Source organism: Streptomyces sp. NPDC053431, from assembly GCF_044544925.1.
GTDB lineage: Bacteria > Actinomycetota > Actinomycetes > Streptomycetales > Streptomycetaceae > Streptomyces.
Map to the genome: position 1 here is coordinate 17894 of NZ_JBITXX010000014.1, position 17711 is coordinate 35604.

18 protein-coding genes and 1 tRNA gene are annotated in these 17711 nt (G+C 72.9%); 11 read left to right on the forward strand and 8 right to left on the reverse strand.

Annotated elements, in window-relative coordinates:
• Positions 1 to 3: 3 nt before the first annotated feature.
• Genes ACIGXE_RS27735 through hutU form a run of 3 tightly spaced genes read right to left on the reverse strand, consistent with a single transcriptional unit; the run spans position 4 to position 4228 of the window.
• Positions 4 to 1341 carry a formimidoylglutamate deiminase gene (locus ACIGXE_RS27735; protein ID WP_399751599.1) on the reverse strand — a complete coding sequence of 446 codons (1338 nt, stop codon included), beginning with the start codon at positions 1339 to 1341 and terminating at the stop codon, positions 4 to 6.
• A complete protein-coding gene (locus tag ACIGXE_RS27740) occupies positions 1332 to 2534 on the reverse strand; it encodes an allantoate amidohydrolase (RefSeq protein ID WP_399751757.1) in 1203 nt (400 codons plus the stop codon). Before ACIGXE_RS27740 ends, ACIGXE_RS27735 begins: the two co-directional genes overlap by 10 nt.
• 17 nt (positions 2535 to 2551) lie before the next feature.
• Positions 2552 to 4228, reverse strand: coding sequence for a urocanate hydratase (hutU, locus tag ACIGXE_RS27745; RefSeq protein ID WP_399751600.1), 1677 nt, complete (start codon positions 4226 to 4228; stop codon positions 2552 to 2554).
• Between the two features lie 111 nt (positions 4229 to 4339).
• Here hutU and ACIGXE_RS27750 point away from each other — a divergent pair, with 111 nt between their 5' ends.
• From ACIGXE_RS27750 to ACIGXE_RS27775, 6 genes are all read left to right on the forward strand, one after another.
• Positions 4340 to 5722 carry a diaminopimelate decarboxylase gene (locus tag ACIGXE_RS27750; RefSeq protein ID WP_399751601.1) on the forward strand — a complete coding sequence of 461 codons (1383 nt, stop codon included), beginning with the start codon at positions 4340 to 4342 and terminating at the stop codon, positions 5720 to 5722.
• On the forward strand, positions 5719 to 6198 hold the full coding sequence (locus ACIGXE_RS27755) for an SRPBCC family protein (protein WP_399751602.1): 480 nt from the start codon (positions 5719 to 5721) through the stop codon (positions 6196 to 6198). The genes ACIGXE_RS27750 and ACIGXE_RS27755 overlap by 4 nt, the downstream gene beginning before the upstream one ends.
• 173 nt (positions 6199 to 6371) lie before the next feature.
• Positions 6372 to 6812, forward strand: a complete 441-nt coding sequence (locus ACIGXE_RS27760; RefSeq protein ID WP_399751603.1) for a hypothetical protein — start codon at positions 6372 to 6374, stop codon at positions 6810 to 6812.
• Positions 6809 to 7591, forward strand: coding sequence for a transcriptional regulator (locus ACIGXE_RS27765; protein WP_399751604.1), 783 nt, complete (start codon positions 6809 to 6811; stop codon positions 7589 to 7591). Before ACIGXE_RS27760 ends, ACIGXE_RS27765 begins: the two co-directional genes overlap by 4 nt.
• A 41-nt stretch (positions 7592 to 7632) precedes the next feature.
• The gene (locus ACIGXE_RS27770) at positions 7633 to 8025 is read left to right on the forward strand and encodes a roadblock/LC7 domain-containing protein (RefSeq protein ID WP_399751758.1); all 393 of its coding nucleotides are present in this window, start codon (positions 7633 to 7635) and stop codon (positions 8023 to 8025) included.
• Positions 8026 to 8066: 41 nt separating this feature from the next.
• Positions 8067 to 8438: a hypothetical protein gene (locus ACIGXE_RS27775; protein WP_399751605.1), complete on the forward strand. Its 372-nt coding sequence runs from the start codon at positions 8067 to 8069 to the stop codon at positions 8436 to 8438.
• 3 nt (positions 8439 to 8441) lie between these two features.
• On the opposite strand, the gene ACIGXE_RS27780 is transcribed toward ACIGXE_RS27775, so the two are convergent.
• Positions 8442 to 9275, reverse strand: a complete 834-nt coding sequence (locus ACIGXE_RS27780) for a MurR/RpiR family transcriptional regulator (protein ID WP_399751606.1) — start codon at positions 9273 to 9275, stop codon at positions 8442 to 8444.
• 351 nt (positions 9276 to 9626) lie between these two features.
• The gene (locus ACIGXE_RS27785) at positions 9627 to 11021 is read right to left on the reverse strand and encodes a cystathionine beta-synthase (protein WP_399751607.1); all 1395 of its coding nucleotides are present in this window, start codon (positions 11019 to 11021) and stop codon (positions 9627 to 9629) included.
• A gap of 114 nt (positions 11022 to 11135) precedes the next feature.
• Here ACIGXE_RS27785 and ACIGXE_RS27790 point away from each other — a divergent pair, with 114 nt between their 5' ends.
• The 3 genes from ACIGXE_RS27790 to ACIGXE_RS27800 all read left to right on the forward strand — a co-directional run bounded on the left by ACIGXE_RS27790 (position 11136) and on the right by ACIGXE_RS27800 (position 14980).
• Positions 11136 to 12158 (forward strand): SGNH/GDSL hydrolase family protein, encoded by a 1023-nt coding sequence (locus ACIGXE_RS27790; protein WP_399751608.1) that lies wholly within the window; start codon positions 11136 to 11138, stop codon positions 12156 to 12158.
• Positions 12159 to 12407: 249 nt separating this feature from the next.
• Entirely contained in the window at positions 12408 to 13628 is a 1221-nt protein-coding gene (locus ACIGXE_RS27795; RefSeq protein WP_399751609.1) for an acetyl-CoA C-acetyltransferase, read from the forward strand.
• A 464-nt stretch (positions 13629 to 14092) separates the two neighbouring features.
• The gene (locus ACIGXE_RS27800; RefSeq protein ID WP_399751610.1) at positions 14093 to 14980 is read left to right on the forward strand and encodes a hypothetical protein; all 888 of its coding nucleotides are present in this window, start codon (positions 14093 to 14095) and stop codon (positions 14978 to 14980) included.
• Positions 14981 to 15033: 53 nt separating this feature from the next.
• Here the strand turns inward: ACIGXE_RS27800 and ACIGXE_RS27805 are convergent, their stop codons facing one another.
• Positions 15034 to 15360, reverse strand: a complete 327-nt coding sequence (locus tag ACIGXE_RS27805) for a hypothetical protein (RefSeq protein ID WP_399751611.1) — start codon at positions 15358 to 15360, stop codon at positions 15034 to 15036.
• Positions 15361 to 15460: 100 nt separating this feature from the next.
• Between ACIGXE_RS27805 and ACIGXE_RS27810 the strand changes: the two genes are divergently transcribed.
• Both ACIGXE_RS27810 and ACIGXE_RS27815 read left to right on the forward strand, forming a co-directional pair.
• A complete protein-coding gene (locus tag ACIGXE_RS27810; RefSeq protein ID WP_399751612.1) occupies positions 15461 to 15691 on the forward strand; it encodes a DUF4287 domain-containing protein in 231 nt (76 codons plus the stop codon).
• A gap of 73 nt (positions 15692 to 15764) precedes the next feature.
• Positions 15765 to 16325: a TetR/AcrR family transcriptional regulator gene (locus ACIGXE_RS27815; protein WP_399751613.1), complete on the forward strand. Its 561-nt coding sequence runs from the start codon at positions 15765 to 15767 to the stop codon at positions 16323 to 16325.
• Positions 16326 to 16434: 109 nt separating this feature from the next.
• Here the strand turns inward: ACIGXE_RS27815 and ACIGXE_RS27820 are convergent, their stop codons facing one another.
• Together ACIGXE_RS27820 and ACIGXE_RS27825 are read right to left on the reverse strand one after the other, a co-directional pair.
• Positions 16435 to 17334, reverse strand: a complete 900-nt coding sequence (locus ACIGXE_RS27820) for a Bax inhibitor-1/YccA family protein (RefSeq protein WP_399751614.1) — start codon at positions 17332 to 17334, stop codon at positions 16435 to 16437.
• 133 nt (positions 17335 to 17467) lie between these two features.
• Positions 17468 to 17549, reverse strand: a tRNA-Leu gene (locus ACIGXE_RS27825).
• Between the last annotated feature and the right edge of the window lie 162 nt (positions 17550 to 17711).

Consider the following 17711-nt stretch of genomic DNA (forward strand, 5'->3'; position numbering starts at 1 on the left):
CCTTCAGCCGCGCAGGGCGGCGATCGAGGCCGCGAGGGCCTGCCCCACGTCCGGGACGGACCGGTGGACCCCGTCCCGCACCACGTGACGGCCGCCCACGACCGTGTGCCGTACGTCCGCGGCCGACGCTGCGAATACCGCCGTCTCTGCTGCCAGACGCGGCACCGGCCCCGCAGTCCTGACGGAGTCGAGCGCGATCGTCGTGAAGTCGGCCAGCGCGCCCGCCTGCAGGGTGCCGGCGTCCTGCCAGCCGAGGGCCGCGTGGCCGTCGGCCGTCGCGGCGCGCAGGAGGGCCGCGGCCGTCCAGTGGCCGCGGGTGCGGGTGCGCAGGCGCTCGTCGAGCTCCATCGCCCGCGCCTCCTCCAGGAGGTCGATGACGGCGTGGCTGTCGCTGCCCAGCGACAGCGGCGAGCCCGCGCGCTGGAGGGCGACGGCCGGGCCGATGCCGTCGGCGAGGTCGCGCTCGGTGGTGGGGCACATGCAGGTGCCGGTGGACGTGCCGCCGATGAGCGCGATGTCCTGGTCCGTCATGTGGGTGTTGTGCACGCCCGTCGTGCGGGCGCCGAGGACGCCGTGGTCCGCGAGGAGCTGCGTCGGTGTCCGGCCGTGCGCGGCCTGGCAGGCGTCGTTCTCCGCGGTCTGCTCGGAGAGGTGGACGTGGAGCGGGGCCCGACGGGCCTGCGCCCACTGGGCCACGGTGCTCAGCTGGTCCGCCGGGACAGCCCGGACGGAGTGGATGGCGGCGCCGATCCGGACGCCGTCCCGCTCCTTCAGCGTCGACACCCGGTCCGCCCAGGCGTCCGCCGTGCCGTCGGTGAAGCGGAGCTGGTGCGGCTCGGGGGCCGCACCGAAGCCGGAGGAGAGGTAGGCCGTGTCGAGGAGGGTGATGCGGATGCCGGCCTCGGCGGCGGCCGCGATCAGGGCCTCGCCCATGGCGTTGGGGTCGGCGTACGGGCGGCCGCCGGGTGCGTGGTGGAGGTAGTGGAACTCGCCCACGGAGGTGATGCCGGCGAGCGCCATCTCCGCGTACACCGCACGGGCCAGGGCGAAGTAGCTGTCCGGCGTGAGGCGCTGGGCGACCGTGTACATGACCTCGCGCCAGGTCCAGAAGGTGCCGGAGCCCACCTGGACGGTGCCGCGCAGGGCGCGGTGGAAGGCGTGCGAGTGGGCGTTCGCCAGGCCCGGGATCGTGAGGCCGCGCAGCACGACCGCGCCGGGCGGGGGCGTCGCCGCCCCCGTCCGGAGGCTCGTGACGCGCCCGTCCGCGACCTCGAGGAGCACCCCGGGCTCGACGTTCGTGTCGAGCCAGGCGTGCTCCAGCCAGTAGGTGGTCACCTGCACGCCAGGCCCTCCAGTACGTCGGCGAGTGCGCGGACGCCCGCCACGCAGTCGTCCTCGGCCGCGAACTCGGCCGGGGAGTGCGAGACGCCCGTGGGGTTGCGTACGAACAGCATGGCGGTCGGGACGGAGGCGGAGAGGATTCCCGCGTCGTGTCCCGCGCCCGTGCCCAGGACCGGCACCTTGTCGCCGGTGGTGTCGCCGAGGATCCGCGCCATCTCCTCGCGCAGGGCGTGCCCGAACTCGACGACGGGGGTGAACGACTCGCGTACGACGGCCAGGTCGACGCCCTGCCGCACGGCGTGGTCGCGGGCGGCGGCCTCGATGCCGGCGATGACCGCGTCCAGGGACTCCTGGTCGGCGGCGCGGGCGTCCAGCCAGCCGCGCACGAGCGAGGGGATGGCGTTGACGCCGTTGGGCTCGACGGCGATCTTGCCGAAGGTGGCGACGGCGCCCGCGAGTTCGGCCTCGCGCCGGGCGGAGAGGACGGTCTCGGCGTACGGCAGCATCGGGTCGCGCCGGTCGACGAGCCGGGTGGTGCCCGCGTGGTTGGCCTCGCCGTGGAAGTCGTACCGCCAGCGGCCGTGCGGCCAGATGGCGGAGGCGATGCCGACCGGGTCCCCGGACAGGTCCAGGGCGCGGCCCTGCTCCACGTGCAGCTCGACGAAGGCGCCGATGCGGCTCAGCCGCTCGGGGTCGTGGCCGATGGCCTCGGGGTCGTAGCCCGCCGCCTCCATCGCCTGCGGGAGGCTGATCCCGTCGGCGTCGCGCAGCTCGAAGGCCTTCTCCTTGGTCAGCTGCCCGGAGGTGAGACGGGAGCCGACGCAGGCGAGCCCGAAGCGGGCGCCCTCCTCGTCGCCGAAGTTGACGATGGCGAGGGGCCGCTTGAACGAGACGCCGCGGGCGCGGAGTTCGTCGAGGGCGGCGAAGGCGGACACGACGCCGAGGGGGCCGTCGAAGGCACCGCCGTCGGGCACGGAGTCCAGGTGGGAGCCGGTGACGACGGCGTCACCGGCGGTCGGGTCGCCGAGCCAGGCCCACTGGTTGCCGTTGCGGTCGGTCTCGACGTCGAGGCGCCGGGCCTCCGCCTGCATCCGGAACCACAGGCGGCAGTCGGCGTCGGCGCCGGTCCAGGCGTAGCGGCGGTATCCGCCGGAGGCGTCGCTGCGGCCGATCGGCCGCAGCGACGTCCACATGGCGTGGAAGGACTGGCTCACGCCGAGCCTTCCTCGGCGCCGCCCTCGCGCATCGGGACCCGCACGCCGCGCTCGTCGGCGACCCGCTCGGCGATGTCGTAGCCGGCGTCGACGTGGCGGATGACGCCCATGCCGGGGTCGTTGGTGAGCACGCGGCGGATCTTCTCGCCGGCGAGCGGGGTGCCGTCGGCGACGGTGACCTGGCCGGCGTGGATGGAGCGGCCCATGCCGACGCCGCCGCCGTGGTGGATCGACACCCAGGAGGCGCCGGAGGCCACGTTGACCATGGCGTTGAGCAGCGGCCAGTCGGCGATGGCGTCGGAGCCGTCGAGCATGGCCTCGGTCTCGCGGTACGGGGAGGCGACGGAGCCGCAGTCGAGGTGGTCGCGGCCGATGGCGAGGGGCGCGGCGAGGGTGCCGTCGGCGACCATGTCGTTGAACATGTCGCCGGCCTTGTCGCGCTCGCCCTGGCCGAGCCAGCAGATGCGGGCGGGCAGGCCCTGGAAGTGGACCCGCTCGCCGGCCATCTTGATCCAGCGCGCGAGGGACTCGTTCTCCGGGAAGAGGTCGAGGATCGCCTTGTCGGTCTTGTGGATGTCGGAGGCCTCGCCGGACAGGGCGGCCCAGCGGAACGGGCCCTTGCCCTCGCAGAAGAGGGGGCGGATGTAGGCGGGGACGAAGCCGGGGAAGGCGAAGGCGCGGTCGTAGCCGGCCAGCTGGGCCTCGCCGCGGATCGAGTTGCCGTAGTCGAAGACCTCGGCGCCGGCGTCCATGAAGCCGACCATGGCCTCGACGTGCTTGGCCATGGACTCGCGGGAGCGCTGCGTGAAGCCGGCCGGGTCCTTGGCGGCGGCGTCGGCCATGTCCTCGAAGGCGACGCCGACCGGCAGGTAGGACAGCGGGTCGTGGGCCGAGGTCTGGTCGGTGACGATGTCGATGGGCGCGCCCTCGGCGAGCATCTGCGGAAGCAGCTCGGCGGCGTTGCCCAGCAGGCCGATGGAGAGCGGCCGGCGGGCGTCGCGGGCCTCGGTGGCCAGCTGGAGGGCGTGGGCGAGGTTGTCGGCCTTCACGTCCAGGTAGCGGTGCTCGATGCGGCGCTCGATGGCGCGCGGGTCGCAGTCGATGCAGATCGCGACGCCGTCGTTCATGGTGACGGCGAGCGGCTGGGCGCCGCCCATGCCGCCGAGGCCGGCGGTGAGGGTGATGGTGCCGGCCAGGGTGCCGCCGAACTTCTTCGCGGCGACGGCGGCGAAGGTCTCGTAGGTGCCCTGGAGGATGCCCTGGGTGCCGATGTAGATCCAGGAGCCGGCGGTCATCTGGCCGTACATGGTGAGGCCGAGCTGCTCCAGGCGGCGGAACTCCTCCCAGTTGGCCCAGTCGCCGACCAGGTTGGAGTTGGCGATGAGGACGCGCGGGGCCCACTCGTGGGTCTGCATGACGCCGACCGGGCGGCCGGACTGGACCAGCATGGTCTCGTCCTGCTTGAGGGTGCGCAGGGTGCGGACCATGGCGTCGAAGGAGCGCCAGTCGCGGGCGGCCTTGCCGGTGCCGCCGTAGACGACGAGCTTGTCGGGGTGCTCGGCGACCTCGGGGTCCAGGTTGTTCTGGAGCATTCGGAGGGCGGCCTCCTGCTGCCATCCCAGGGCGCTCAGTTCCGTACCGCGCGGGGCTCGGACGGGTCGGGGTCCTGACATGGCGGTGCCTCCTCGATGCTCGGTTATTCATTCAGGTATTCACATCCTGTCCTGATGAATAGTCTTAGTCAACAGCTGCGGGCGCACCCCACCCGGTGGTGCCATGGACCCATGACTTCCTCCGCCCGCGCGGACCGTCGCGAGCACGCCCGCGACCTGGCCGTCCGCGCCGCCGTCGAGCAAGGGCTCCTCTCTCCCGCCGAGCCCGTCGTCGCCCTCCTCGACACCGAGGGCATCCGCGCCTCCGCCGCCGCCCTGACCAGCGCTTTCGCCGCCGTCACCGACGCCCCCGTGCTGCACGCCTTCGCGGTGAAGGCCTGCCCCCTGGTGCCCGTCCTGCGCCTGCTGCACGAGGCGGGGCTCGGCGCCGAGGTCGCGAGCCCCGGCGAGCTGGCCCTGGCCCGGGCGGCCGGCGTGCCGCCGACCCGTACGGTCCTCGACTCGCCCGCCAAGACCCCCGCCGAACTGCGCCAGGCCCTCGCGCTCGGCATCGCCGTCAACGCGGACAGCCTCCAGGAGCTGGACCGGCTCGACGCGCTGGTCGCCTCCGCGCCCACCGCCTCACCGCTCGGGATCCGGGTGAACCCGCAGGTCGGCCCGGGTTCCATCGGCGCGCTCTCGACGGCCACCGCCACCTCCAAGTTCGGCGTCGCGCTGCGGGACCAGGGGGCGCGGGAGGCCGTCGTCCAGGCGTACCTGGACCGGCCCTGGCTCACCCGGCTGCACACCCACACCGGCTCCCAGGGCATCCCGCTCGCCCTGATGGCCGAAGGCGTCGGCGCCGCGTACGCGCTCGCCGAGGAGATCAACACCAAGGCCGGCCGGCAGCAGATCGACACCCTGGACATCGGGGGCGGACTCCCGGTCAACTTCGCCTCGGACGAGGAGACCCCGGACCACGACGACTACGCGCGCCTGCTCGCCGCGACGGTGCCCGGGCTGCTCGACGGGCGCTACGCCCTCGTCACCGAGTTCGGGCGCTCCCTGCTCGCCAAGCACGGCACGGTCCTGGCCCGCGTCGAGTACACCAAGACCTCCGGCGGCCGGCCCATCGCCGTCACCCACGCCGGCGTCCAGGTGGCCACCCGCACCGTCTACGCCCCCGAGTCCTGGCCGCTGCGGGTCCTCGCGTACGACGCCGAGGGCCGGCCCCGGCGGGGCGAGGAGGTCGTCCAGGACGTGGCGGGGCCCGCCTGCTTCGCCGGGGACCTGCTCTCCACCGGCCGGTCGCTGCCGCTGCTGCGGCCCGGCGACGTCGTCGCGGTGCCGGACACCGGCGCGTACTACTTCGCGCACCACTACGCGTACAACAGTCTGCCCCGGCCCGCCGTCCACGGATTCACCCCGACGGAGGACGGCCGGGTGGCCTTCGCGACCGTCCGCCGCGCCCAGAGCCTCGACGAGATCGTGGCCGAATCCGGCGGCGACCGGCCCGACGCGCTGCTCGGGCAGCCCCTGCGGGAGGCCGCGACCGGTGCTCCCATGGAGCCATGACACACAGCACCTCCGTGGTCGTCGAGCGCCGGGTCTACGCCTCGCCCGGGCGGGTCTGGGAGTCCATCACCGACCTGCGGAACATGCCGCGGGTGCTCAGCGGCGTCCAGCGCGTCGAGGTGCTCACCGAGGGCGGCTTCGCGGTGGGCACCCGCTGGCGCGAGACCCGGCGGATGCTGGGCCGGGAGGCCACGGAGGAGATGACCGTGACCGTCTGCGAGCCGCCCGACCGCTACGTCACGGTGGCCGACTCGCACGGGATGCACTACGTTTCCGAGATCACCCTCGTGCCCGAGGGGCCCCCGGTCGCCGCCACGGCGACGACCCTGCGGATGACCTTCACCGCCCGCCCGGCCCACGACCGCACCCCGGGCCTGCTGACCCGGCTGCTCGGCCGCGTCGGCTCGCGGGCCGTGGCGCGGGCGCTCGGGAAGGACCTGGACGAGATCGCGCGGGCGGTCGAGAGCCACGTCTGACCGCCCCGCGGGACGCCGCTCGGGAGCGGCTTCGATCGCCTCCCGGCCAAGCGCCGATCAGCCTCTGACAAATTCCCTTGGAAAATGCCAGAACTCCCCCCGTCGATCACGACGTTGAGTAGCGTCACCGTTACTGCCGTACGTCCGCACGCCGCATCGGGAGGGGATCACGCGTGCCCGGAATCGACGAGTGCCTGCTGGAGGCCATGGGCCTGCCCGGGGCACGCGGGGCCTGGTTGGTCGACTGGACCAGCGGACTGGCCCTCGGGGCGGCGGGTGAGTCCCCGGTCGGCGACCACGAGACCACCGCCGCCGAGAGCGCCGAACTCGCCCGCGCCGCGGCCGAGTTCGAGTCGCCCGCCGGACCGCACGCCTCGGCCCCGGGCGCCGCGCCGACGGACCCGGCGGCCACCGGCGCCGCACGGGCGGACGCCGTCCCGCCCGTCGAGGACCTGATCGTCACCACCCGCGCCGGCTACCACGTCATCCGCTTCGTCGAGACCGCCTTCGACAGCAGCGTCTTCCTCCACGTCTGGCTCGACCGGAACACCGGGAACCTCGCCCTCGCCCGCATGAGGCTCGGCGACCTCGCCGAAAGACTGGTGCTCGGATGACCGCCACCGCGACGGCCACGACCGTCTCCCCGATGCTCACCCGCCTCGCCGCCGAGAAGGCCACCGGCGCCCTGCTCCGCGACCACGGCACGCTCTACCTCGTCGACGGGCGCGTCGTGCACGCCGAGAGCCCCAGCTCCCCCGGCGTCGACGTGCTGCTCACCGCGGGCGGGCGGCTGCCGCGCGAGGGCTGGGACGAGGCCGTGGACCGGGCCGGGGCGCGCGGCGCCGTCGGCCGCTTCCTCGTCGACAGCGGCCGGCTGCACGACGGCGAACTGGAGATATGCCACCTCGGCGCCGTCTTCGACGCGGCCTTCTTCGCCCTCGGCCCCGCCAGCGGCCCGACCCGCTTCCGGTACGGGGTGGGGCACTGGTTCGGCACGGTGCGGCCGGTCGACACCGGGGCGGTCGAGCGCGAGACCCTGCGCCGCCGCGAACTCCTCGACGCCGTCTGGCCCTACCCGGCCGTCGACTCCGCGCCCGTGGTCCCCCGCCGCGCCTCTCCCGGGCAGCCGGTGGGCGCCCGGCAGCGGGCCCTGCTCGCCGCGGCCGACGGGATCCGCACCCCGGCGGACATCGCCCGGCTGCTCGGCCGGCCCGCCTTCCACACCCTGCTCGACGTTCGCCGGCTGGCCGCGGCCGGCCTGGTGGAGACCCCGTACGAAGCGCCCCCGCCGGCCCCGCCCGCCGTACCCGCCTGGGTCGGCGACGTCGCCACCCACGACCCCGACATCGCCCTGCTCCGCCGGCTCCGTGACGCCCTGGAGGCAGCTCTGTGATGAGGCGTGCCCTGCGCCTGCGCGCCGAGAGGAGACAAATGATGACCGCAGAAGCCGAGGTGCTCGTCGAGCTGAGACGGCTGCGGGCCCGGCTGCCGCAGCTCAGTGGGGCCCTCGCGGCCAGCGCAGACGGCTTGGTGCTCGCCCAGGACGCCGTGGACGGCGAGGCGGAGAGCGTGGCCGCGCTGACCGCCGCCGCCCTCGGTGTCGGGCAGCGGCTCGCCGACATGACCGGGCAGGGCGGCTTCCGCGAGCTCCTGGTCCGGGGCGAGCACGGCTACGTGGCGACGTACGCGGCGGGCGGCTCGGCCGTCCTCACCCTGCTCGCCGAGCCGCGGATCAACGTCGGCCGGCTCCACCTGGAGGCCCGCCGGTCCAGCACCCGGATAGGCGAGCTGGTGGACGGGGCCCTGGAACGCAGAGACCTGAACTGAACGAACTGCCCCTCATCTCCCACTCTCACGAAGGAAGAACCATGGCGAACACCGAGACCTCCCTCAAGGAAGCGGCCCAGATCGAAGGCGCGATCGGCGCCGCCCTCGTCGACTACACGAGCGGCATGGCCCTCGGCACCATCGGCGGCGGCAAGGAGCTCGACCTGAACATGGCGGCGGCCGGCAACACGGACGTGGTCCGCGCCAAGGTCCGCACCATGGAGATGCTGGGCCTCAACGACGACATCGAGGACATCCTGATCACCCTCGGCGGCCAGTACCACCTCATCCGCCTGCTGAAGACCCGCGGCGGCACCGGCCTCTTCCTCTACCTGGCCCTCGACAAGAACCGCGCGAACCTGGCGATGGCCCGCCACCAGCTGAAGAAGATCGAGGCGGAGCTGGAGATCTAGGTCCTAGTCGACGAACAGACCGCGGGCCGCCGCCTTCACGTCGAACTCCTCCAGGCGGGCCTGTGCGTCCGGCAGCTCGTCCGCCATCGCCTCCAGGAGCACCCGGCCGAGCAGCATCGGCGCGCAGGCGGTGTCGAAGGCGAGGCCGGTGCCCACGGCGGCCGGGATGAGCAGGTCGCTGTGGGCCGCGACGGGCGCGAAGGCGGACTCGGCGACGGTCACCACGGTGAGGCCGGCCGAGCGGGCGTACGCCAGGGCGTCGACGACCTCGCGCGGGTGCCGCGGCAGCGCGAAGCAGAGCAGCGCCGTCGCCCCGGCCCGTACGGCGGCGTCGAGGCGGTCGTCGAGCATCGAGCCGCCCTCGTCGAGCAGCCGCACGTCCGGGTGGACCTTGCCGGCGAAGTACGCGAAGCCCCGGGCCTGCGAGGAGGCGGCCCGCAGTCCGAGCACGGGCAGCGGCCGGGAGGCCGCGAGCAGCCGGCCGGCCCGCTCGACGGGCGTGGGGTCGGCGAGCAGCTCGGCGAGGTGCTGCAGGTTCTCGATCTCGCCGAGCACGGCCTGCTGGTACTCGTTGTGCTCGGCGCGCTCCTCGGCGGCCGCGGGCACACTCTCGCGCAGGTGCTTGCGCAGGGCCGGGTAGCCGTCGAAGCCGAGGGCTACGGCGAAGCGGGTGACGGAGGGTTGTGAGACCCCGGCGAGCTCCGCCAGCTCGACGCTGGACAGGAACGGGACGTCGGCGGCCCGCCGCACCATGCAGTGCGCGATCCTCCGCTGGGTCGGCGTCAGCCGGTGCCTTTCGAAGAGCGCCTGCAGCCGTCCGGCCGGGCTGTCGCTCATGCCGTCCCCCTTCCTCCACCTATTCATCCACCTGGAACTCTGCATGACCATATGCAGACAGGCAAGGGAAGGGGCCCCGGGGACCGAGGGGTGGGATGGCGCGGGGACCGCCGCACCCCCGTTTCCGGGGGGCGGGACGACGGCGGTCCCCGCGAGGGACACGGGCCCGGGTCAGGGCCGGTCCGCGTCCGCGACGCGCGTGGAGTTCCGGGAGCCGCTCCGGATGTCCGTGACGCCGACGAGGATCACTCTGCCGGAGCCTTGTTAAGCGGGTGCTGCGGGTACGTGTCGCGCTCGTACCGTTTGCGCGAACGCCGCACCCGCAGCCGGACCACCGCGGACGCCCCGGCGTCAGTGCTGCTTCGTACCGCCGTTGGCGGCCAGGAAGGCGAGCAGGTCCTGGCGGCTCACCACACCGGTCGGCTTGCCCTCGACCAGGACGATCGCGGCGTCGGCGTCGCCGAGCGCGGTCATCAGGTCGGCGACCGGCTCACCCGAGCCGACCTGCGGCAGCGGGCCGGACATGTGGTCCTCGATCGGGTCCTCCAGGGAGGCCTTCTGCGTGAACAGGGCGTTCAGCAGCTCCCGCTCGACGACCGAGCCGACCACCTCGGCGGCCATGACGTCGGGGTGACCGGCGCCCGGCTTGACGACCGGCATCTGCGAGACGCCGTACTCGCGCAGCACCTCGATGGCCTGGCCGACGGTCTCGTCCGGGTGCATGTGGACGAGCGACGGCATGCCGCCCGACTTGTGGCGCAGCACGTCGGCGACCGTGGCGGACGTGGTGTCCTCCAGGAAGCCGTAGTCGGCCATCCACTCGTCGTTGAAGATCTTCGACAGGTAGCCGCGGCCGGAGTCCGGCAGCAGCACGACCACGACGTCGTCGGGGCCGAGCTCGCGCGCGACCTCCAGGGCGGCGACGACCGCCATGCCGCAGGAGCCGCCCACGAGCAGGCCCTCCTCCTTGGCGAGGCGGCGGGTCATCTGGAAGGAGTCCTTGTCCGAGACCGCGACGATCCGGTCGGTGACCGAGGCGTCGTAGGCGGTGGGCCAGAAGTCCTCGCCGACGCCCTCGACCAGGTACGGCCGGCCGGAGCCGCCGGAGTAGACCGAGCCCTCGGGGTCGGCGCCGACGATCTGGACCTTGCCGCCGCTGACCTCCTTCAGGTACTTGCCGGTGCCCGAGATGGTGCCGCCGGTACCGACGCCCGCGACGAAGTGGGTGATCTTCCCGTCCGTCTGCTCCCACAGCTCCGGACCGGTGGTCTCGTAGTGCGAGCGCGGGTTGTTCGGGTTGGAGTACTGGTCGGGCTTCCAGGCGCCCGGCGTCTCACGGACCAGGCGGTCCGAGACGTTGTAGTAGGAATCGGGGTGCTCCGGGTCGACGGCCGTGGGGCAGACGACGACCTCGGCGCCGTAGGCGCGCAGCACGTTGATCTTGTCCGTGGACACCTTGTCGGGGCAGACGAAGATGCACTTGTAGCCCTTCTGCTGGGCCACGATCGCCAGGCCGACGCCGGTGTTGCCGGACGTGGGCTCGACGATGGTGCCGCCGGGCTTGAGCGCTCCGCTCTCCTCGGCCGCCTCGATCATGCGCAGGGCGATGCGGTCCTTGACCGAGCCGCCCGGGTTGAAGTACTCGACCTTGGCCAGGACGGTCGCCTGAATGCCCGTGGTGACGTTGTTGAGCTTCACCAGCGGGGTGTTGCCGACGAGGCTGATCATCGAGTCGTGGAATTGCACCGTAATCTCCGGGGTCTCCGTAATGGTGCAGCCAGCGTATTCCGTGAAATGCGTAGGCGGAGCCGCTTACGGGGCAGTTACACGAGAGACGGCTTGAAGGAGGTGACCGCCCCGATGTCCAGGGCGAGGGTGGCACGGCGGATCGCGGCGGGTGCGGCGTACGGCGGCGGGAGCATCGGCCTGCTGGGCGTCGCGGCCGTGGGGGTCCTCCTGGCCGAGGTGCAGCTGGCCAAGAGGTCGGTCGGCGGCGGGGTCGCGCCGCTGCCGCCGGGCGCGGACGGCCGGTACGGGCGCTCGTACGACCCCGGGCAGCCGCTGCGGCTGGCCCTTCTGGGTGATTCCACGGCCGCCGGCCAGGGGGTGCGCCGCACGGGACAGACCCCGGGCGCGCTGCTTGCCTCCGGGCTGGCGGCGGTGGCCGAGCGTCCGGTGGACCTGCGGAACGTGGCGCTGTCGGGGGCCTGCTCCGACGACCTGGAGCGCCAGGTGTCGCTGCTGCTCGCGGCGCCGGCGGGGGCCCCCGACGTGTGCGTGATCATGATCGGCGCGAACGACGTCACCCACCGGCTGCCGGCCACCCAGTCCGTGCGCTGTCTGGCCGCGGCGGTGCGGCGGCTGCGGACGGCGGGTGCCGAGGTGGTGGTCGGCACCTGCCCGGATCTGGGCACCATCGAGCCGGTCTACCAGCCGCTGCGCTGGCTGGCGCGGCGGGCCTCGCGGCAGCTGGCGGCGGCGCAGACGATCGTGGTCGTCGAGCAGGGCGGGCGGACGGTGTCGCTGGGCGACCTGCTGGGTCCCGAGTTCGCGGCGAATCCGCGCGAGATGTTCGGGGTCGACAACTTCCACCCCTCGGCGGAGGGCTACGCGACGGCGGCGATGGCGCTGCTGCCGACGGTGTGCGCGGCGCTCGGGGTGTGGCCGGAGCCGGACCGGATCGACGTGGACCGGGACGAGGACATGCTGCCGGTGGCGAAGGCGGCGGCCGAGGCGGTCAAGGAGGGCGGTACGGAGGTCACGGGCGCGCGGGCGCCGTGGGCCCTCCTGAAACACCGCCGCCGTCGCCGCCTCCCCCTCCCCCCGGACGACACCGCCCCGACCCCGACCCCCCAGGAAACCCCCCTGCCCCAGGACACCTGACCCTCCACGCCGGCCACCGCGACGTCCGCCCCGAGGCGGGCGCCGCCCGGGGAGGGCGGGCGGTGCTTGCCGGCTGGGGGCGGGCAGGTCGTAGCGTGGGTGGGGAGCGCGGGGTGGGGAGCGCGGGGGTGCAGCTGAGCGGGCGCTTAGAAAAGAGGTCCGCATCACAGTCCGTCCCCGGTGACCACGCGCGGTACGTACGGGTAACTTCCCTTTCAGTCCGCCCACCCAGACCCTCCTGGAGCCGTGATGCCCGAAGCCGTCATCGTCTCGACCGCCCGCTCCCCCATCGGCCGGGCCTTCAAGGGCTCCCTGAAGGACCTGCGTCCCGACGACCTGACCGCCACGATCATCCAGGCCGCCCTCGCCAAGGTCCCCGAGCTCGACCCGCGCGACATCGACGACCTGATGCTGGGCTGCGGTCTGCCCGGCGGCGAGCAGGGCAACAACCTGGGCCGCATCGTGGCCGTGCAGATGGGCATGGACCACCTCCCCGGCTGCACCGTCACCCGCTACTGCTCCTCCTCGCTGCAGACCTCCCGCATGGCCATGCACGCGATCAAGGCGGGCGAGGGCGACGTCTTCATCTCGGCCGGTGTCGAGATGGTCTCGCGCTTCGTGAAGGGCAACTCCGACTCGCTGCCGGACACGCACAACCCGTTCTTCGCCGACGCCGAGGCCCGTACCGCCGCCGTCGCCGCGTCCGAGGGCTCCACCTGGCACGACCCGCGCGAGGACGGCCTCGTCCCCGACGCGTACATCGCCATGGGCCAGACCGCCGAGAACCTGGCGCGCTGGAAGGGCGTCACCCGCCAGGACATGGACGAGTTCGGCGTGCGCTCGCAGAACCTCGCCGAGCAGGCCATCAAGAACGGCTTCTGGGAGCGCGAGATCACCCCGGTGACGCTCCCGGACGGCACGGTCGTGTCCACGGACGACGGCCCGCGCGCCGGCGTCACCCTGGAGGGCGTCTCCGGCCTCAAGCCGGTCTTCCGCCCCGACGGCCTGGTCACCGCCGGCAACTGCTGCCCGCTGAACGACGGCGCCGCCGCGCTCGTGATCATGTCGGACACCAAGGCGCGCGAGCTGGGCCTGACCCCGCTGGCCCGGATCGTCTCCACCGGCGTCTCCGGCCTCTCCCCGGAGATCATGGGCCTCGGCCCGGTCGAGGCGTCGAAGCAGGCGCTCCAGCGGGCCGGCCTGACCACCGGCGACATCGACCTGGTCGAGATCAACGAGGCCTTCGCCGCGCAGGTCATCCCGTCCTACCGCGACCTCGGCTTCGACCTGGACAAGGTCAACGTCAACGGCGGCGCCATCGCCGTCGGCCACCCCTTCGGCATGACGGGCGCCCGCATCACCGGCACCCTCATCAACAGCCTCCAGTTCCACGACAAGCAGTTCGGCCTGGAGACGATGTGCGTGGGCGGCGGCCAGGGCATGGCCATGGTCATCGAGCGGCTGAGCTGAGGCGTAGCGGAGGGTAGGGGTCGCCCGAGGAACGAGGGCGGCACCTGCCCGCAGCGGAGGCGAAGTTCAGCGCGACCGGAAAGCCGAGCGGCTGAGCTGAGGCGTAGCGGAGGGTAGGGGTCGCCCGAGGAACGAGGGCGGCACCTGCCCGCAGCGGAGGCGAAGCTCAGCGCGACCGGAAGAGCGAGCGGCTGAGCTGAGTCCTACAGCCGTTCCAGCCGGTCGGGCGTCTCCACGGGCCGGGTGGTCCAACCACCCCGCGTCCAAGCCGTGACCGAATCTCCCCCAGGATGTGACATACATCCCGGGGGAGAGTCGTTTTCGCAGGTCACGGCCGTTACGGGACTAAACACCAGGCAGAAATACCTGTCCAATTCGTGACGTAATGCACTGACAGGTGGCGGCACCCCACGACAAGCTGATGTAGGAAGTCGGGGGATCGACTCGGAATCGGGAGTACGTCAGTGAGCGCACTGTCTCTTGCCCTGCTGGTGACCACGGCCGCTGCCACGGCCGTGGGGGCCGCCGCCCTGCACTCCGCCCACGCTCTCCGTAAGCAGGTCACCGCGCTGCGTGGCGAACTCGCCGCCGCGCGGGGCGTGTCCGTGCCCGCCGCCCGTCAGACGCCCGCCGCCGAGATACGGGCCGCGGTCGCCGAGGCCCTGGCCGAGGAGCGCGAGCGCGAGCTCGCCGAGGCGCGCGCCTTCTGGGCCGCGCAGGAGGCCCGGGACGCCGCCGACGCCCCGTCGCTCCTCGGCGGTGCCGCCGAGGAGGGTCCGTACTACGTGCCGCGCCAGGCCGACTTCGTGGGCCTGGAGGCGATGGCCCTGGAGGCCATGGAGGCGGAGGCCGCCGCGCTCGACGGCCGCGAGGCCCGGGACGCCCAGGACGCGCTCGACCCCTTCGACACCTACGCGGAGCTGGAGGAGTTCCCCGAGCTCACCGGCGCCGGCGAGTACCCCGAGGACTCCCCCGAGCTGGCCGCGGCCCGCCGCCGCCACCCCTCGCACCCCGACTTCGTGCCGGTCCGTACGCCCGTCGTCACCGACCACGAGCGGACGGTGTCCCGCCTGGAGGAGCTCGCCGACACGCGCACGGCCCTGACGGACGTCCGCCCCGGCCCGCTGGGCACGCTGGACGTGTACGTCTTCGCCGACGGCACCACGCTCTGTATGACCCCCGGTCACCGCGAGACCGCCGAACGCCTCGCCGAGGCCCTGCGGGCCGGTCACAGCCCGGTCCTGCTCGGCGGCTCGGGCGTCTCCGGCGCCTACGCCCTGACCTTCTCGTGCGGCGACGCGGCCGAGGACAACGTGTACATCCTCGCCGACCGCGTGATCGCCAGCCTGTAGGCCCCTGGCGCGCCCGGAGGCGCGCCCCCGCCCCTCCCCGGAAGGGGAGAGGGTCAGAGCCCCGCGCGGGCCTCCGCCGCCCGCACCAGTCCCACGGCCTCGTCGAGCTCCCCCTCGGGGGCGTCCGGGGCCGTTCGCAATGTTTCGGCCAGATCCGCGGCGGCGACCACCACTTGGTCCCCGACCGCGAAGAGCCCCGCGTCCGGCATGATCCGCGGCTCCCGGTCCGGGAACTCCAGCCGCTGCGCCCGGACGGCCAACTCCCTGGCCAGCGCCAGTCCTTCGGCGGCCGCGCCGCGCTGGAGCCGGCTGTGCGGGGCGGCCCGCAGCCGGTCGGCGAACCGCTCTGCGGCGGCGGTCAGTTCACTCGTATCGCGCACTCCGCGACCCTACGCGCCGTCCGGGGACCATTGCCAACGGGCGAACGCTGGGGCACGGTGACGTGAAGGAGCACACGGCACAACGCGTCCGGAGGCGCCGATGTCCCACACATTCTCCGAAGAGACCCATCGCAATCTGCTCGCCCGCATCCCGCACTGCACCGGTCGTGATATCTCCGACTGGCTGAGGGCCGTCGAGGAGGGCCCCTCCCTCATCCGCTTCGAAGAGAAGGTCAGCTGGCTGCGCGGCGAACACGGTCTCGCCTACGGTCACGCCAAGGCGATCATCCACGAGTACGACCTCCGCCGGGCGGCCCGCCGCATGCTCTGACGGACCGGGAGCCGTCGTTCTCCCGCCCGGTTAGAGTGGGAGAACGACGGTTCTCTGCGAGGGGTGACCGGTCATGGACACCGAAACCGCCGAGCTGAGACTCCTGGAGACGGCCGAGGCCCTGTTCGACGAGAAGGGTGTCCAGGCCGTCGGGATGGACGCCATCCGCAGCGCGTCCGGCGTCTCACTGAAGCGGCTGTACCAGCTCTACCCGTCGAAGGACCATCTGGTCTGGGCGGTCCTCCAGCGCCGTGACCGCGCCGTGCGCGAGGCCATCGCGGCCCATGGCGCCACCCACGCCACCAACCCCTACCAGCGGGCCCTGGCGGTCTTCGACTACCTCGGCGGCTGGTTCGCCGACCCCGGCTTCCGGGGCTGCGCCTTCATCAACACCTTCGGCGAGATGGGCGGCATCTCCCCGGCCGTCGCCGAGATCGCCCGCGGCCACAAGCAGGCCCTGCGGGACTACTTCGCCGAGCAGACCACGGCCATGAACGCCCCGCCCGCGCTCGCCGACCAGCTGGCGCTGCTCGCCAACGGAGCCATGGCCGTCGCGGGCATCCACGGCACCTCGGAGCCCGCCGCGCAGGCCAAGGACGCCGCCAGGGTGCTGCTCGACGCCTACGTGCCCTGAGGCGCCCCGGGAGAGCCCCGGAGAACGCCGGAGCACCCCGGAGACCCGGGAAGGCGGAAGGGCCCGCCCGGCGGATGCCGGACGGGCCCTTCCCGTGTCACGCGGTGCGTCAGTCGTCGCCCTGGAGGATCGACAGCAGGCGCAGGAACTCCATGTAGATCCACACCAGGGTCATGGTGAGGCCGAAGGCCGCCAGCCAGGACTCCTCGCGCGGAGCGCCGTAGGTGATGCCGTCCTCGACCTGCTTGAAGTCGAGGGCCAGGAAGCAGGCGCCCAGGATGATGCCGATGACGCCGAACATGATGCCGAGGCCGCCGCTGCGGAAGCCGAGGCCGTCACCGCCGCCGAAGACGGCGAACAGCAGGTTGACCGCCATCAGCAGCACGAAGCCGATCGCGGCCGCCATCACGAAGCCGTAGAAGCGGCGGGTGACGCGGATCCAGCGCATCTTGTAGGCGATCAGCACACCGGCGAAGACCGCCATCGTGCCGAGCACGGCCTGGGCGACCACGCCGTCGGCGATGTACGTGGAGACGGCGGCGGAGATCACCCCGAGGAAGACGCCCTCGAAGGCCGCGTAGCCGAGGATCAGCGCCGGCGACGGCCTGCGCTTGAACGACTGGACGAGCGACAGGACCAGGGCCACCAGACCGGCGCCGACGCCGATGGCGTACGACTTGTTCAGGTTCGCCGGGTCGACCGGCAGCAGCAGCCAGGACAGCACGGCGGTGAGCACGACCGTGCCGAGCGTCATCGCCGTACGGCTGACGACGTCGTCGATGGTCATGACGTTGCCGCGGGCCTGCTGCGGCGCGCCCAGGGTGTCCTGCGGCGCGTACGGGTTGGTCGCGTACGGGTTGGTCGCGCCCTCGGCGTAGGGGTTGCCGGTGGCGTACGGGTTGGTTCCTGCGGCGGGGCCCCCGGCCTGCGGCTGCTGCGCGTTGAAGCCGGCGTAGCCGTTGTCGCGGCTGAACCCCCGTCGCGAGAAGACCGGGTTGCTGCTCCTCATCTCACTCCTCCATGGCCGCACTGCGCGGCCTTGCGTCAAGAGTAATGCGAAGGCAAAAGGAACTCCCTCGTGCTGGGGGAGGATCTTTATACGATCGTGTCGAGGAGTGCGGGGGAGATGCGGTGGCGAGGAGTGCCCGGAACCGGATTCGAACCGGTACGGCCCGAAGGCCAGCGAGGTTTAAGCTCGCCGTGTCTGCATTCCACCATCCGGGCGTGGCGCGAAGCTCCGCGTTGGCACACGAGCCTATCGGGGCGCGTCGCCCGTTCAGCGGAACGGCCGCCCGATGTTGTCTTATTTTATTGACACCTGAGGGTGTGTCAGTGCAGGTGGGGGGCCTTCTGACGAAGTGTGACAGGGCTCGCGGCAGCAAAGGC

Coding starts and splice junctions, on each gene's coding strand:
- ACIGXE_RS27795 (WP_399751609.1), top strand. CDS start 12,408: ATGCCCGAAGCCGTCATCGTCTCGACCGCCCGCTCCCCCATCGGCCGG.
- ACIGXE_RS27820 (WP_399751614.1), bottom strand. CDS start 17,334: ATGAGGAGCAGCAACCCGGTCTTCTCGCGACGGGGGTTCAGCCGCGAC.
- ACIGXE_RS27765 (WP_399751604.1), top strand. CDS start 6,809: ATGACCGCCACCGCGACGGCCACGACCGTCTCCCCGATGCTCACCCGC.
- ACIGXE_RS27755 (WP_399751602.1), top strand. CDS start 5,719: ATGACACACAGCACCTCCGTGGTCGTCGAGCGCCGGGTCTACGCCTCG.
- hutU (WP_399751600.1), bottom strand. CDS start 4,228: ATGTCAGGACCCCGACCCGTCCGAGCCCCGCGCGGTACGGAACTGAGC.
- ACIGXE_RS27790 (WP_399751608.1), top strand. CDS start 11,136: ATGTCCAGGGCGAGGGTGGCACGGCGGATCGCGGCGGGTGCGGCGTAC.
- ACIGXE_RS27780 (WP_399751606.1), bottom strand. CDS start 9,275: ATGAGCGACAGCCCGGCCGGACGGCTGCAGGCGCTCTTCGAAAGGCAC.
- ACIGXE_RS27740 (WP_399751757.1), bottom strand. CDS start 2,534: ATGTGGACGTCGCTGCGGCCGATCGGCCGCAGCGACGCCTCCGGCGGA.
- ACIGXE_RS27810 (WP_399751612.1), top strand. CDS start 15,461: ATGTCCCACACATTCTCCGAAGAGACCCATCGCAATCTGCTCGCCCGC.
- ACIGXE_RS27775 (WP_399751605.1), top strand. CDS start 8,067: ATGGCGAACACCGAGACCTCCCTCAAGGAAGCGGCCCAGATCGAAGGC.
- ACIGXE_RS27770 (WP_399751758.1), top strand. CDS start 7,633: ATGACCGCAGAAGCCGAGGTGCTCGTCGAGCTGAGACGGCTGCGGGCC.
- ACIGXE_RS27750 (WP_399751601.1), top strand. CDS start 4,340: ATGACTTCCTCCGCCCGCGCGGACCGTCGCGAGCACGCCCGCGACCTG.
- ACIGXE_RS27815 (WP_399751613.1), top strand. CDS start 15,765: ATGGACACCGAAACCGCCGAGCTGAGACTCCTGGAGACGGCCGAGGCC.